The organism is Bradyrhizobium sp. LeoB3 (genome assembly GCF_055456055.1).
Genome location: NZ_JBVBEF010000143.1, coordinates 1 through 14,018, shown reverse-complemented (window position 1 = coordinate 14,018; position 14,018 = coordinate 1). Strand labels below are relative to the sequence as shown.

Below are 14,018 nucleotides of genomic sequence, written 5' to 3'. Positions count from 1 at the left end.
CGCCCCTCATCCGCCGTGAGACGCGCGGAGTTAAATCACTGATTTGCCCGACGGGTTAAGCGGTTTATTTTTCGCGCGAGGAGTGGACAGGGCAAATCACATTGGAATTGCTGGCGAATTTTTCTCCGCCGTCATTCCGGGGCGTCGCGAAGCGGCGAGCCCGGAATCCATTGCTCCACCTGCGCCCGCAGCCCGATGGATTCCGGGTTCGCGCGAAGGGGCGCGCCCCGGAATGACGTCGGAGTCTTTAGGACGCAACCTCCCGAAAGGCGCTACTCTGTCTCCCCCTAACAAGTCGCGGACACCATCTCGTGGGCTACCTCTTCGTCCTCATTGTCGGCCTGATTGCCGGAACCCTTTCGGGCATCGTCGGCACCGGATCGTCGATCATGCTGATGCCGGTGCTGATCTATCAGTTCGGGCCGAAGCAGGCGGTGCCGATCATGGCGGTCGCCGCGGTGATGGCGAATCTTTCGCGCATCCTGGCCTGGTGGCGCGAGGTCGACTGGCGCGCTTGTGCCGCCTACTCCATCACCGGCATTCCGGCCGCGGCGCTCGGCGCGCGTACGCTCTTGGCGCTGCCCTCTCGCGCCGTCGATATCGCGATCGGCCTGTTCCTGATCGCGATGGTACCACTACGGCACTGGCTGGCGCGGCATCAACTGCAGGCGCGGTTGTGGCATCTCGCCGTGGGTGGCGCCATCATCGGCTATCTCACGGGCATCGTGGTCTCCACCGGACCTTTGAGCGTGCCGCTGTTCCTGTTCTACGGCCTCACCAAGGGCGCCTTCCTTGCCACAGAGGCCGCAAGCTCGCTCGGTCTCTATGTGAGCAAGTCGGTGACGTTCAGACATTTCGGTGCGCTGACGCCTGACGTCGCCCTCAAAGGCTTGATCGCCGGCTCATCGCTGATGGCCGGCGCCTTCATTGCAAAGCGCTTCGTGCTGCGGCTTGAACCTGACGTCTTCCGCTTGGTGATGGACGGCATCATGCTTGTGGCCGGCGCGTCGCTGTTGTGGTCGGCGGCAACTCACTAGAATTGCCGCCTGCCAAAGCCACCGCAAGCAATATCGCGCCAAAGCGGCCAATGATTGAGGGTTCGTGCCGTCAGGCGTAACCGTGCTATGCACGGTACGCGAAGCAGCGACTCAAGCATTCAAATGGCCAAATCCACCCTCTCCTTTGTCTGCCAGAATTGCGGCGCGGCGTATAATCGCTGGCAGGGGAAGTGCGACGCCTGCGGTGAGTGGAATACGCTGGCGGAGGAGGACTCGACCGGCAATGTGCCGGTGTCGATCCGCTCCAAGCGCAAGGGGCGGACGTTTGCGCTGGAGTCGCTGTCCGGCAAGAGCAACGACGCCCCTCGCCTCTCCTCCGGGATGACCGAGCTCGACCGCGTCACCGGCGGCGGCTTCGTGCGCGGGTCGGTGCTGCTGGTCGGCGGTGATCCTGGCATCGGCAAGTCGACGCTGCTGACACAGGCGACCAGCATGATGGCGCGCGCCGGGCACCGCGCGGTCTACATCTCGGGCGAAGAGGCGGTGGCGCAGGTGCGGCTGCGCGCCGAGCGGCTCGGGCTTGCGAATGCGCCGGTGCAGCTCGCCTCCGAGACGTCCGTGGAGGATATCGTCTCGACGCTGTCAGAAGGCACCGTGCCGCGCCTGATCGTGATCGATTCGATCCAGACCATGTGGACCGACACCGTCGAATCCGCCCCCGGCACGGTGACCCAGGTCCGCGCCTCGGCGCAGGCGCTGATTCGTTTCGCCAAGAAGACCGGCGCCGCCATCATCCTGGTCGGGCACGTCACCAAGGATGGCCAGATCGCGGGCCCCCGCGTGGTCGAGCACATGGTCGACGCGGTGCTGTCGTTCGAGGGCGAAGGCTCGCAGCAGTTCCGCATCCTCCGCGCGGTCAAGAACCGCTTCGGCCCGACCGACGAGATCGGGGTGTTCGAGATGACCGGGCTCGGCCTGCGTGAGGTCTCGAACCCCTCCGAATTGTTCCTTTCCGAGCGCGATCTCGGCAGCCCCGGCACCGCCGTGTTTGCCGGGATCGAGGGCACCCGCCCGGTGCTGGTGGAACTGCAGGCGTTGGTGGCGCCGACCACGCTCGGCACGCCGCGGCGCGCAGTGGTCGGCTGGGACCCGAGCCGGCTGTCGATGGTACTGGCAGTGCTGGAGGCCCATTGCGGCGTGAAACTCTCCGGCCATGACGTCTACCTGAACGTCGCAGGCGGCCTGCGCATTCAGGAACCGGCCGCCGATCTTGCCGCCGCCGCAGCGCTGGTATCCTCCCTCGTCAACGCTCCCCTGCCGACGGATGCGGTCTATTTCGGCGAGATTTCGCTGTCCGGCGCGGTCCGGCCGGTGGCGCAGACTTCGGCCAGGCTGAAGGAAGCGGCAAAACTCGGGTTTGGCCGGGCCGTGCTGCCCGAATCGGCCCGCGGCGACGGCGGCGATGCCGGCCTTACCCTGAACTCGGTCGGCGGATTGACCACGCTGGTCGCCGAGATCGCCGCCCGCGGCACGCCGAGGGGCAACCACCAGGCTCAGCGGGACGCTGAACCCGTTGAGAAAAATGCCACACCGGCCCGATTCCGTCGTGAGAAGGGCTAAAGCGGGGTGACCTTGACGGCCCTCGCCGCTATACATCCCGCCGCGTGGGACAGGCGCTTTCCGGCCTTGCCGGAGACGCTATAAGCCCCTCAGCTAGCACGGAACCGAAACGCCGATTCGCGGCGGCCGAGCCCTGCACGACCCGTAAGAAGAACGAGCGGACCTGACCACCCGATGCCGATAACGATCCTCGATCTCGTCCTGCTCGCGGTGATGCTGATCTCGGGCCTGCTTGCGATGGTGCGCGGCTTCATGCGCGAGATCCTGTCGATCGCGGCCTGGGGCGCGGCGGCGCTGGTCACGCTCTATGCTTTCTCGAAGCTTTTGCCGACCGCCAAAACTTACTTCAACAACGACACGGTCGCCGCCGTCGTCGTGGTCGCCGGCACTTTCATCGGTACCCTGATCGTGGTGTCCATCATCACGGTGCGGATTTCCGACATGATCCTGGATTCACGTATCGGCGCGCTCGACCGCACGCTCGGCTTCCTGTTCGGGCTGGCGCGCGGGCTCCTGATCGTGGTCGTCGCCTTCCTGTTCTTCAGCTGGCTGGTTCCTGACAAGCAGCGCCCGGACTGGGTGACGGGCGCAAAATCCCGCGTGGTGCTGCAAGGAACCGGGGATTGGCTGATGTCGCTCTTGCCTGATGACCCCGAGAACACCATCTTAAAGCGGTTCAAGAAAAACAAACCGGAAGACGATCAGACTGACGCCGAACCCACCGCGCCGGCGTCGGGCGATGGCTATAGTAAACCTGCCCGCGACAGCCTTAAAAAGCTGATCGAAAAACCTGCGGGCCGTTAAACCTTGGCTTAGGCTTGTTGGGCTAAATCCCGCACAGGCTACAAAGAAAGGCGATGAACGCGATGCAATCCCCTTCCGATCACGCCGAGCAGCTTGACCCGTACTCCGGGTCCATCGAATTGCAGGATGATCTGGAAGGCGACACGCTACGCGAGGAGTGTGGCGTGTTCGGCATTTTCGGTCACCCCGAAGCCGCCACCATCACGGCGCTCGGATTGCACGCCCTCCAGCATCGCGGCCAGGAAGCTTGCGGCATCGTCACCTTCGACGGCAGCCGCTTCCACTCTGAGCGACGGCTCGGCCTGGTCGGCGACACCTTCTCCCGCCGCGAAGTGATCGAACGCCTGCCCGGCTCGACCGCCGTCGGCCATGTCCGCTATTCCACCACCGGCGCCACCATCCTGCGCAACGTGCAGCCGCTGTTCGCCGAGCTCAACGCCGGCGGCTTTGCGGTCGGCCATAACGGCAATCTCACCAACGGGCTGTCGCTGCGCCGCGAGCTCGTCAAGAACGGCGCCATGATGCAATCGACCACCGACACCGAGGTGATCCTGCATCTGGTGGCGCAGTCCAAGCGCAGCAGCTTTGTCGATCGCTTCATCGAGGCGCTGCGCGCGATCGAGGGCGCCTATTCGCTGGTCGCGCTGACCAACAAGAAGCTGGTCGGCGCGCGCGATCCGCTCGGCATCCGGCCGCTGGTGCTCGGCGACCTCGACGGCCGGCCGATCCTGACCTCGGAGACCTGCGCGCTCGACATGATCGGCGCGAAATATGTCCGCGACATCGAGCCCGGCGAGATCATCGTGTTCGATGAGGAAGGCGCGCACACGCACAAGCCGTTCCCGCCGAAGCCGCCGCGGCCCTGCATCTTCGAATACATCTATTTCTCGCGGCCCGACTCCATCGTCGGCGGCCGTTCGGTCTACGAGGTCCGCAAGGCATTCGGCGCGCAGCTTGCGCGCGAGAACCATCCGGATATCGACGTCGTCGTGCCGGTGCCGGATTCCGGCGTACCAGCCGCGGTCGGCTACAGCCAGTATTCCGGCGTGCCGTTCGAGCTTGGCATCATCCGCAACCACTATGTCGGCCGCACCTTCATCCAGCCGACCCAGAGCGTGCGCGAGCTCGGCGTGCGCATGAAGCATTCGGCCAACCGCGCCGCCATCGAGGGCAAGCGCATCCTCCTGATCGACGACTCGCTGGTGCGCGGCACCACCTCGAAGAAGATCGTGCGCATGATGCGCGACGCCGGCGCCCTCGAAGTGCACTTCCGCCTCGCTTCGCCGCCGATCCTCTATCCCGACTATTACGGCATCGACCTGCCCGACCGCGGCGGCCTCTTGGCGGCGACGCATACGCTGGAGGAAATGCGCGACATCATCGGCGCGGACTCGCTTGCCTTCCTGTCGATCGACGGCATGTATCGCGCCATGGGCTATCCCGACGGCCGCGATCCGGCCAACCCGAAATTCGCCGACCACTGCTTCACCGGCGCCTACCCGACGCACCTCACCGACCACAGCGAAACCGAGCCGCAGCCGCGGCAATTGTCGCTGCTGGCGGAGGCGAGCTGATTGGTCGTCCCGGCGACGGCCGGGACCCATAACCACCGGCCCCGGTTTGTCGGAAGCCATTGGACACAACCGCCGTCGCGTATCATGACTGCCGCGGCGTATGGGTCCCGGCCTTCGCCGGGACGACGTCGAAGAGATTCACGTAATGCCCCTTCCCCTCGCCTCCCGCACCGCCCTCGTCACCGGCGCCTCGCGCGGCATCGGCTATGCCACCGCGCTAGCGCTGGCCAAGGCCGGCGCGCACATCGTAGCGGTGGCGCGGACCCAAGGCGGGCTCGAGGAACTCGACGACGAGATCCGCAAAGATGGTGGCAGCGCCACGCTGGTGCCGCTCAGCCTCACCGATTCCGACGGCATCGCCCGCTTGGGCGCAGCGCTGCATGAGCGCCACGGCAAGCTCGACATCCTCGTCGGCAATGCCGGCGTCGCCGGCCCCTCCTCGCCGCTCGGCCACATCGATCTGAAATCGTGGAACGACGTGATGGCGGTCAACGTCACCGCGAACTTCCAGCTCATCCGCTGCATGGAGCCGCTCCTGAAAGTGTCCGATGCGGGACGCGCGGTGTTCATCACCTCGGGCGCGGCCAACAAGGCGCTCGCCTATCTCGGCCCCTATGCGGCGTCGAAGGCCGCGCTGGAAACGCTGGTGCGCGTCTGGGCCAACGAGACCGCGAGCACAAAGTTGCGCGTCAACCTGTTCAGCCCCGGCCCGATCCGCACCCGCATGCGCGCCGCCGTGTTTCCGGGCGAAGACCCGATGGATCTCGATACGCCCGAGCAGGCAGCGGAGTTCATCGTGCCAATGTGTTCGCCGGAGTGGACGGAGACCGGCAAGTTCTACGATTATCCCTCGCGCAAGCTGATGAGCTTCCATCCGCCGGCGTGATTTTCTCGATCATTGCGAGGAGCGCAGCGACGAAGCAATCCGCACCTCCACTTGTGGCGCTATGGATTGCTTCGCTCCGCTCGCAATGACGGGCGATTGACTCAACTCGCTCGGCGCGATTGACTGCTACCTGAGCGGGCAAACCGCCAAGAAAAATCTCGGGAGGCAACCATGACGGCGAGGCTCAATCGCGCGCGCACCCTTTTCGGATTCATCTTAAGCTGCATCGCCTGCTTCTGCCTGTCAGCGCCGTCGCATGCCGGCGACATTCCGACCTTCGCGGTCGATGCGGGCTGGCCAAGACCATTGCCGAACAACTGGATCCTCGGACAGGTCGGCGGCATCACCGTGGATTGGCAGGGCCATATCTGGGTGATCCATCGCCCGCGCTCGCTGACCGATGACGAGAAAGGCGCAACGCTCAATCCGCCGCGTTCGAAATGCTGCGTCCCCACACCGCCGGTGCTCGAGTTCGACGCCGACGGCAATCTGTTGCGCGCTTGGGGCGGGCCCGGCGAAGGCTATGAATGGGTCGGCCGCGAGCACGGCATCGAGGTCGACGAGCGCGGCTTCGTCTGGGTCGGCGGCAATGCCGACAACGACAACGCGATCCTGAAATTCACGCTTGACGGCAAGTTCGTCTCCCAGATCGGCAAGATCGCGCCGAGCAAGGGCAGTAACGACACCACCCAGCTCGGCAAGCCCGCGGAGACCGCGATCGACAAGGAGGCCAACGAGATCTACGTCGCCGATGGCTACGGCAACCGCCGCGTGATCGTGTTCGACGCAACGAGCGGCGCCTACAAGCGGCACTGGGGCGCCTATGGCAACAAGCCGGATGACGACAAGCAGGCCGCCTATGATCCCAAGGCGCCGGTTGCCCAACAATTCGGCAATCCCGTGCATTGCGTGAAGCTCGCGGGTGACGGGCTGGTCTATGTCTGCGACCGCATCAACAACCGTATCCAGGTGTTCAAGAAGGACGGCACTTTCGTCAAAGAGTGGTTCTTTGAAAAGAACACACTCGGCAACGGCGCGGTATGGGACATCGCGCTCTGGCCCGATCCGAACCAAACCTATCTCCTGAGCGCCGACGGCGAGAACAACGAGATCCGGATCATCAGGCGCGACGACGGCACCGTGGTCGGCAGTTTCGGCCGCAGCGGCCGCAACGCCGGGCAATTCCACTGGGTTCACGCCATGGCCGTCGACGCCAAGGGCAACGTCTATACGGCCGAGGTCGACAACGCCAAGCGCATCCAGAAGTTCAGACTCACCTCCGATGCGCTACGATAAGCGCATTGCCGGAAGGCGCGAGACAGGATAAGCGGGACCCCGAGGATCGGGTCACCCCCGACCGCGCCGCTGGTGAAAGGCCCCAAAAAAGAGGGCCGCGCCGGCATTAACAGGAGGGAACACATGAAAACGACGCGCGCGCGGCGCTACGCCGCGCTATTCGCTTGCGCCGGATTGGGTCTTGCGACCCCGGCTTTCGCCCAAGACAAAACTCAAGACAAAACTCAAGACAAAACCGTCAAGATCGGCGTGTTGAACGACATGTCGAGCCTTTACGCCGACATCGGCGGCGCCAATTCGGTCGCGGCGGTCAACATGGCGGTCGAGGATTCCGGCCTGCGTAACAAGGGCTGGAAGATCGAGGTGCTGAGCGGCGATCACCAGAACAAGCCTGACGTCGGCGTCAACATCGCCCGGCAGTGGATCGACAATGAGAAGGTCGACGTCATCGTCGACACGCCGAACTCGGGCGTCGCGCTCGCGGTCAGCAATCTCGTCAAGGAGAAGAACGCGGTGCTGCTCAACTCGGGCGCGGCCACCGCCGATCTCACCGGCAAGGCCTGCACGCCGAACACGATCTCCTACACCTACGACACCTACATGCTCGCCAACGGCACCGGCAAGGCGCTGACCAAGGCCGGCGGCGACAGCTGGTTCTTCCTGACCGCCGACTACGCCTTCGGCCATGCGCTGGAGCGCGACACCACCGCGGTCGTTCTCGCCAATGGTGGCAAGGTGCTGGGCAGCGTGAAGCATCCGCTCAATACCTCCGACTTCTCCTCCTTCCTGCTGCAGGCGCAGTCCTCGAAAGCGAAGGTGGTCGGGCTCGCGAATGCCGGCGGTGACACCACCAACTCGATCAAGCAGGCGTCGGAATTCGGCATCGTCTCCGGCGGCCAGAAGCTTGCGGCACTCCTGCTCTTCATTACCGACGTGCATTCGCTCGGCCTGAAGACCGCGCAGGGCCTGACGTTTACGGAATCCTTCTACTGGGATCTGAACGACAAGACCCGCGAATGGTCGAAGCGCTTTGCCAAGGTGTCGCCGAAGGGGATGATGCCGTCGATGACGGTCGCCGGCAATTACGCGGCCACCCTGCATTATCTGAAGGCGCTGGAAGCGATGGGCGGCAACCCGCATGACGGCGCCAAGACCGTCGTCAAGATGAAGGAACTGCCGACCGACGATCCCCTGTTCGGCAAGGGCCCGCTGCGCATCGACGGCCGCCGCATCATCCCGGCCTATCTGTTCGAGGTGAAGAAGCCGGAAGAGTCCAAATATCCCTGGGACTACTACAAGCTAATCGCCACCATCGCGCCGGAAGATGCAGCCAAGCCGCTCGAAGCCAGCGAGTGCCCGCTGGTAAAGAAGTGAGAATTTCGTAGGGTGGGTTAGCCGCAAGGCGTAACCCCCTCTTTTCTCGCAAGCGAAATGGTGGGTTACGCTTCGCTAACCCACCCTACTTTCTTGCGCTTTCCTCGCGAGCGTCAGCGACGCAACCAATAGCGCCAGCAGCAACAATGCTGCTGCGAGGAAGAACGGCGCGCCCGGCAATTTGAACGGCGCGCTTGTGCCGATGAAATACGCGAATGTCAGCGTGAACAGGAAGGGACCCACGAGCTGGGACACGCTCTGCACGCTGGTGGTGGCGCCCTGGAGCTGGCCCTGCTGATCCGGTGCAACGAGCTGCGTCATCAACGCCTGGAGCGCCGCGCCCGCAACGCCCCACAGCGCCATCACGGGAATACCGAACCAGGACAGCGTTCCGGTCGGCGCGCTCGCGAAAATCAGAAAGCCGATCGCGCCACAGGCGAGGCCGAACAACAGTGCCCGCCGCTCGCCGAAGCGCTTGACGATCGGCCCGATCGCCGCGCCCTGCACGATCATCTGGCAGAGGCCGACCAGCGCGAGCGTCGCGCCGACAGTGGCGGTGTCCCAGCCGTAGCGATAGGTCGCATAGAGCACGTAGGTCGAGGGCAGCACGACATGGGCGAGCTGCGCGAAGAAATTCGCCAGCGAGAGCCCTGCGAGCACGCGGTCCGAGCCCAATAGATGCAACGCGCCGACCGGATTGGCGCTCTTCCAGCGGAACGGCGAACGCCGCTCTCGCGGCAGCGACTCCGGCAGGATCAAGAGGCCATAGAGTCCGTTGGCAAAGCTCAAGCCCGCCGCAACCCAGAACGGCAATCGCGGATCGAAGCCGCCGAGCAGACCGCCAAGCGCCGGCCCCAGGATGAAACCGGCACCGAAGGCGACGCCGATCTTGCCGAACATGGTGGCGCGCTGCTCCGGCGCGGTGACGTCGGTGATGTAGGCAAAGGCGGTCGAGATGCTTGCCGAGGTGATGCCCGAAATCAGCCGGCCGATGAACAGCCAGACCAGTGACGGCGCCAGCGCCATCAGCACATAGTCGGCGGCAAGACCGAAGTTCGACAATAGCACCACCGGACGCCGCCCGAACCTGTCGGACAATCCGCCGAGGATCGGCGAGAAGAGTAATTGCATCAACGCCCAGGCGGTGCCGAACAGGCCGAAGATGCGCGCGGCGCTCGCGGTATCGTTGTCGACGAAGCCCTCGATCAGTTTCGGCAGGATCGGAATGACAACACCGAGCGCCAGCATGTCGAGCAGGACGGTGCCGAAGATGAAGATCGCGGCGCCGCTCCGCCTCGGCGGAGCATCGATGACGGCCGCCTCTTCGCTCATGACGGCCGCTTGCGCTTGTGGGCGAAGGGATTGGCCTTTTCGCGCAGCGTGATGCGCACCGGCGTGCCCGGCAGGTCGAAGGTCTCGCGCAGCGAGTTGGTGAGATAGCGCAAATAGGATTGCGGCACGGCGTCGGCGCGTGAGCAGAACAGCACGAAGCTCGGCGGCCGCGCCTTGTTCTGGGTGATGTAGTTCAGCTTCAACCTGCGGCCGGAGACGGCGGGCGGCGGGTTGGCCGCGATCGCCTGCTCGAACCAGCGATTGAGCGCGGCGGTGGGAACGCGCTTGTTCCAGGTGGCATAGGCCTCCTCGATCGCCTTCATCAGGCGATCGACGCCCTCGCCCATCAGCCCGGAGACTGCGACAACAGGCACGCCCTTCACCTGCGGCAGCCAATGATCAGCATCGGCGCGGAGGCTCGAGATCAGGTTCGGCTTACGCTCGACCAGGTCCCATTTGTTGACCGCGAGCACGATCGCGCGGCCCTCGCGCTCGACCAGATCTGCGATGCGCAGGTCCTGCTCCTCGAACTTGTTCTGCGCGTCCATCATCAGCACGACGACTTCGGCAAAGCGCACTGCGCGCAAGGCGTCGGCGACTGAGAGCTTCTCAAGCTTCTCCTCGATCCGCGACCGCCGCCGCAAGCCCGCGGTATCGAACAGGCGGAAGTCGCGGCCCTGCCAGTTGATCTCGACCGCAATGGAGTCCCGCGTTGTGCCGGCTTCCGGACTGGTCAAGAGCCGCTCCTCGCCAAGGAGATGATTGATCAGCGTCGACTTGCCGGCGTTTGGGCGGCCGACGATGGCGACCCGGATCGGACGCTTGCCGACGTCCTCCTCGGTTTCAGGCGCATCATCCTCGACGTCGTCGTCTTCAGCGGGCGCCGGCATCAGCACGCTCAGCGCGTCATATAGCTCGCCCATGCCCTCGCCGTGCTCGGCGGAAATCTGCACCGGATCGCCCAAACCCAGCGCGTAGGATTCCATCGCGCCGAGCTCGCCATGTTTGCCCTCGGCCTTGTTGGCGACAAGCACCACGGGCTTGTTGGCGCGGCGGGCGAAATCGGCGAAGGCGCGGTCGGTCGGCGTCAGCCCCACCCGCGCGTCGATCACGAACATCAGCGCGTCAGCAAGGCCGATCGCGGTTTCGGTCTGCTCCTGCATGCGCGCAGTCAGCGAGCCCTTGGCGCCCTCGTCGAGACCGGCGGTATCGATGATGGTGAATTCGAGATCGCCAAGCCGCGCCTGCCCCTCGCGGCGGTCGCGCGTTACGCCGGGCTCGTCATCGACCAGCGCGAGCTTCTGCCCGACCAGACGGTTGAACAGCGTCGACTTTCCGACATTGGGCCGGCCGATGATGGCGATCGTAAAGGACATGGATCATCAAAGCGCTGTTCGCGGAAACGCGTGTCGGTCAACAGAGTCTAGCAGGAACTAGCGCGTAAAACTGCCGCTCGGCATTGGAGCCGGGAATGGTGCGGAGGATTGCTGCGTGGGCTGTGCGGGTTCCGGCTGAGCGGCCGGTTGGGCCGTCGTCTGATCGGGCGGCGGCGCGGTGGTGCGCTTGCGCGCCATCTTCTTTGCCTTCGGCTCCGGCGGCAGCGCGGCGGCCGCGCCCTCCTCGGACGGTGCGGCGTTAGGATCGGCGGCGGCCGGCTCGGCTGCGGGCCCCGTGCTCGCGGCAGCCGCCCTGCCCTTGGCCGACCGCTTCGACTTCGCCTGCTCCGGCGGAGGCTGTGGCGGCGGAGCAGCGGCGGCGGCAGCCTGCGCGTTCTGCTCATCGATCTGCTGTTGCTGCGAGCCCTTGTAGAGCTCCTTCGGCACGCCCTGCTCAAGGCCCGGTACGCCATCCGGAAACACCGGCTTGCGCTCACCCGGCAGCTTCTTCTTGGTGTCGAGGAAATCGAGCAGGTCCGACGGGTCGAAATTGGAGAGGCCGCCGCCCCCGCAGCCGGCCAGCACGCTGCAAAGCGCAATGGCGACAGCGGCTGCGATCAGACGTTGCGAGCGGCGCATGGGCAATCCCTCACTCAACTCGTTAGCCTCTCAATCAGCTCTTGGCGACAGGCGGCAAGAGCGCCTGCAACGCCTCGGCGCGCGAGCGCAGGCTCGGCGGCGTCTCGGCATCGTTGGCGATCAGGTCGAGCCACTGCCGCGCCGCGGCCGCGTCATTGGCACGATAGGCCGATAACGCCAGCAACTCGCGCGCGGTGTGACGGAAGGTCGAGTTCGCCGCGGTGGCGGGCTCGAGCCGCTGCAGCATGTTCTGGTAGGTCGCGGTTTCCAGCAGCAATTGCGCGGCCCGGATCCGCGCCAGGTCCTGATCCGCCACACCGACGCTGCGGTCGGCCGCGATCTCGTCATACATCTTCGCGGCCGCCTGCGGGTCGCGGGCTGCAATTTCGGCAGCCAGCCGCAGTCGCGCCAGCATCCGGTAACCGGCCGGCGCCTTCGCGGCCAGGTCGGCGAAAGAGGCCTCCGCCTCGGCGCGCTTGTTCTGTTCGGACAGTTCCACAGCCCGGTCGAATGCAGCCCCCGCCTCGGCCGCCTTCTGGCCCTGGAGGTATTCGTAGCCGCGCCAGCCGCCGACGCCGGCGACGATCAGAATCGCGACCGCAATGATCAGAAGCGAATACTTGTCCCACAGCTTCTTGAGCTGCTCGCGACGTAGTTCCTCGTCGACTTCACTAAATAATTCAGACACTTAAGGCTATCCCATCCCCGGAGGGCGAAGCAAAACGCTCAGGCGGCAGGCGCGCCCGATCCCCACATCGCGGCGGCGTTACCTTAATGATATGGCGGTGGCAAGGCAAAGCGAGGCGGATCAAAGCGTTAACTGTGGAAGGCTGCCTGCTCTCAGAGAGCCTAGAGCAGATCGGTTACGGTGAAGGATTGAGCGCGAGCAGCGGCGGGTCTGCACTCGCCGCAGTTGTCCGCTTCAACGTTCCCCCGTGAAGGAGCGTGCCATCCGGCGCCGCAACCTCGATCAGTTCTGCCGCAAGGAAAGCGTGTTGATCGGGTTTGAATTGGAAACTGTGGTTGCCGCTTCCAAGATTGGCGTTTTCGAGATCCTGTCGATAGCGGTCGGCCAGAACGCTACCGACCAGTCTGCCGTCAAAATAGAGTTCCACGCGAAGCGGGATTTCGGGATAGTCGACGCACTGAGCCCAGCCAGCAATGGTGTGAGGCTTTATATGATCGACGTAACCTCGCAGCGTGCCACCCTTCAAGATATCCTGGACGCCGTCTTCGATCGCGGCGAGATCCTGCCGGCACAGATCACGTGATAGCGCGAGGCTGAACTGATCCGTGTCAAGCGCCGAGAGAGCAGTTCCTTTCGGTGGGCCTTCATCTCCAACAGCGCCGTCACATTCTTCAGTCTGACATAGGCGCCAACGACCTGCTGGATTCCCTGGTTCATCGCCTTGCGAAATCCCTTAAAAATCGTTGGGGAAATATGCCTTGGCTGCCAGGCCGGGTAAAGGTTGTCCTGACAGCCACAGCGCATTCGCAGGGCAGCGATGTGACCGTGGTGGCGATGGAACCCATTGATCTCGGATACCTGCGACAAGGGAGGTCTGTCGTGACGCCGCAATATCTCTCCAAAGTCTATCGAGACTACATCACCTGCTTGAACGCGCAGGACTGGACGAATTTGCGACGGTTCGTCCACGATGACGTACGCCACAATGGCCGGCAGATTGGATTGTCAGGCTATCGCGAGATGCTCGAAAATGACTTTCAGCAGATCCCGGACCTCTCGTTCAATATCCAGCTCTTGATCGCGGAGCCGCCTTACGTGTCGAGCCGCCTGCTCTTCGACTGCACGCCGAAAGGAGAATTTCTCGGGCTCAAGATCGACGGAAAACCAGTCGCGTTCGCCGAGAACGTTATTTACGAATTTCGGGAAGGTAAGATCGTGGAGGTTTGGTCGGTCATAGATAAGCCGGCCATCGAAGCCCAGTTGCGACGCTCGCAATGACGCCGTCGTCGCGGGCTTGAGCTATAGCCGTCGCTGCCGCTTGTGATGTGCGCCGCTGCAAACTGCTCGCTCGCGCCACAACACCTCCCTGTGGTTATGGGTCCCCGCCTTCGCGCTAGGGCATGCACAGATGTGGTGCGGTGCGGCGGATTG

General features: G+C 64.3%; 13 protein-coding genes. 9 read left to right on the top strand and 4 right to left on the bottom strand.

From position 1 onward, the window contains the following. The first annotated feature begins 311 nt into the window (after positions 1–311). The 7 genes from ACZXDY_RS41765 to ACZXDY_RS41735 all read left to right on the top strand — a co-directional run bounded on the left by ACZXDY_RS41765 (position 312) and on the right by ACZXDY_RS41735 (position 8,552). Positions 312–1,037, top strand: a complete 726-nt coding sequence (locus ACZXDY_RS41765) for a sulfite exporter TauE/SafE family protein (RefSeq protein WP_464349489.1) — start codon at positions 312–314, stop codon at positions 1,035–1,037. A 123-nt stretch (positions 1,038–1,160) separates the two neighbouring features. Continuing rightward, positions 1,161–2,618, top strand: coding sequence for a DNA repair protein RadA (gene radA, locus ACZXDY_RS41760; protein WP_464349488.1), 1,458 nt, complete (start codon positions 1,161–1,163; stop codon positions 2,616–2,618). A 174-nt stretch (positions 2,619–2,792) separates the two neighbouring features. Beyond that, a complete protein-coding gene (locus ACZXDY_RS41755) occupies positions 2,793–3,422 on the top strand; it encodes a CvpA family protein (protein WP_028166053.1) in 630 nt (209 codons plus the stop codon). Positions 3,423–3,484: 62 nt separating this feature from the next. Continuing rightward, a complete protein-coding gene (gene purF / locus ACZXDY_RS41750) occupies positions 3,485–4,996 on the top strand; it encodes an amidophosphoribosyltransferase (protein WP_464349491.1) in 1,512 nt (503 codons plus the stop codon). A 145-nt stretch (positions 4,997–5,141) separates the two neighbouring features. Continuing rightward, complete coding sequence (locus ACZXDY_RS41745; protein WP_028166051.1) at positions 5,142–5,882, top strand: SDR family NAD(P)-dependent oxidoreductase; 741 nt, start codon at positions 5,142–5,144, stop codon at positions 5,880–5,882. Positions 5,883–6,053: 171 nt separating this feature from the next. Next, positions 6,054–7,178, top strand: a complete 1,125-nt coding sequence (locus ACZXDY_RS41740) for an NHL repeat-containing protein (protein ID WP_464349487.1) — start codon at positions 6,054–6,056, stop codon at positions 7,176–7,178. A gap of 123 nt (positions 7,179–7,301) precedes the next feature. Beyond that, the gene (locus tag ACZXDY_RS41735; RefSeq protein ID WP_464349486.1) at positions 7,302–8,552 is read left to right on the top strand and encodes an ABC transporter substrate-binding protein; all 1,251 of its coding nucleotides are present in this window, start codon (positions 7,302–7,304) and stop codon (positions 8,550–8,552) included. 75 nt (positions 8,553–8,627) lie between these two features. On the opposite strand, the gene ACZXDY_RS41730 is transcribed toward ACZXDY_RS41735, so the two are convergent. The 4 genes from ACZXDY_RS41730 to ACZXDY_RS41715 are packed head-to-tail and all read right to left on the bottom strand — an operon-like array spanning position 8,628 to position 12,587. Next, positions 8,628–9,884, bottom strand: coding sequence for a TCR/Tet family MFS transporter (locus ACZXDY_RS41730; RefSeq protein ID WP_464349485.1), 1,257 nt, complete (start codon positions 9,882–9,884; stop codon positions 8,628–8,630). Beyond that, the gene (der, locus tag ACZXDY_RS41725; RefSeq protein ID WP_464349484.1) at positions 9,881–11,260 is read right to left on the bottom strand and encodes a ribosome biogenesis GTPase Der; all 1,380 of its coding nucleotides are present in this window, start codon (positions 11,258–11,260) and stop codon (positions 9,881–9,883) included. The genes ACZXDY_RS41730 and der overlap by 4 nt, the downstream gene beginning before the upstream one ends. A gap of 57 nt (positions 11,261–11,317) precedes the next feature. Next, entirely contained in the window at positions 11,318–11,899 is a 582-nt protein-coding gene (locus ACZXDY_RS41720; RefSeq protein WP_464349483.1) for a hypothetical protein, read from the bottom strand. Between the two features lie 34 nt (positions 11,900–11,933). After that, positions 11,934–12,587, bottom strand: a complete 654-nt coding sequence (locus tag ACZXDY_RS41715) for a tetratricopeptide repeat protein (RefSeq protein ID WP_464349482.1) — start codon at positions 12,585–12,587, stop codon at positions 11,934–11,936. Positions 12,588–12,834: 247 nt separating this feature from the next. On the opposite strand from ACZXDY_RS41715, the gene ACZXDY_RS41710 reads away from it, so the two are divergent. Both ACZXDY_RS41710 and ACZXDY_RS41705 read left to right on the top strand, forming a co-directional pair. Then, the gene (locus tag ACZXDY_RS41710) at positions 12,835–13,170 is read left to right on the top strand and encodes a hypothetical protein (RefSeq protein WP_464349481.1); all 336 of its coding nucleotides are present in this window, start codon (positions 12,835–12,837) and stop codon (positions 13,168–13,170) included. Between the two features lie 296 nt (positions 13,171–13,466). Then, complete coding sequence (locus ACZXDY_RS41705; RefSeq protein WP_464349490.1) at positions 13,467–13,865, top strand: ester cyclase; 399 nt, start codon at positions 13,467–13,469, stop codon at positions 13,863–13,865. Positions 13,866–14,018: the final 153 nt, after the last annotated feature.

What these genes read in the sequence shown, in the direction of transcription:
- ACZXDY_RS41735 (WP_464349486.1), top strand. Translation starts at nt 7,302, where the DNA reads ATGAAAACGACGCGCGCGCGGCGCTACGCCGCGCTATTCGCTTGCGCC.
- ACZXDY_RS41755 (WP_028166053.1), top strand. Translation starts at nt 2,793, where the DNA reads ATGCCGATAACGATCCTCGATCTCGTCCTGCTCGCGGTGATGCTGATC.
- ACZXDY_RS41720 (WP_464349483.1), bottom strand. Translation starts at nt 11,899, where the DNA reads ATGCGCCGCTCGCAACGTCTGATCGCAGCCGCTGTCGCCATTGCGCTT.
- der (WP_464349484.1), bottom strand. Translation starts at nt 11,260, where the DNA reads ATGTCCTTTACGATCGCCATCATCGGCCGGCCCAATGTCGGAAAGTCG.
- ACZXDY_RS41740 (WP_464349487.1), top strand. Translation starts at nt 6,054, where the DNA reads ATGACGGCGAGGCTCAATCGCGCGCGCACCCTTTTCGGATTCATCTTA.
- ACZXDY_RS41745 (WP_028166051.1), top strand. Translation starts at nt 5,142, where the DNA reads ATGCCCCTTCCCCTCGCCTCCCGCACCGCCCTCGTCACCGGCGCCTCG.
- purF (WP_464349491.1), top strand. Translation starts at nt 3,485, where the DNA reads ATGCAATCCCCTTCCGATCACGCCGAGCAGCTTGACCCGTACTCCGGG.
- ACZXDY_RS41730 (WP_464349485.1), bottom strand. Translation starts at nt 9,884, where the DNA reads ATGAGCGAAGAGGCGGCCGTCATCGATGCTCCGCCGAGGCGGAGCGGC.
- radA (WP_464349488.1), top strand. Translation starts at nt 1,161, where the DNA reads ATGGCCAAATCCACCCTCTCCTTTGTCTGCCAGAATTGCGGCGCGGCG.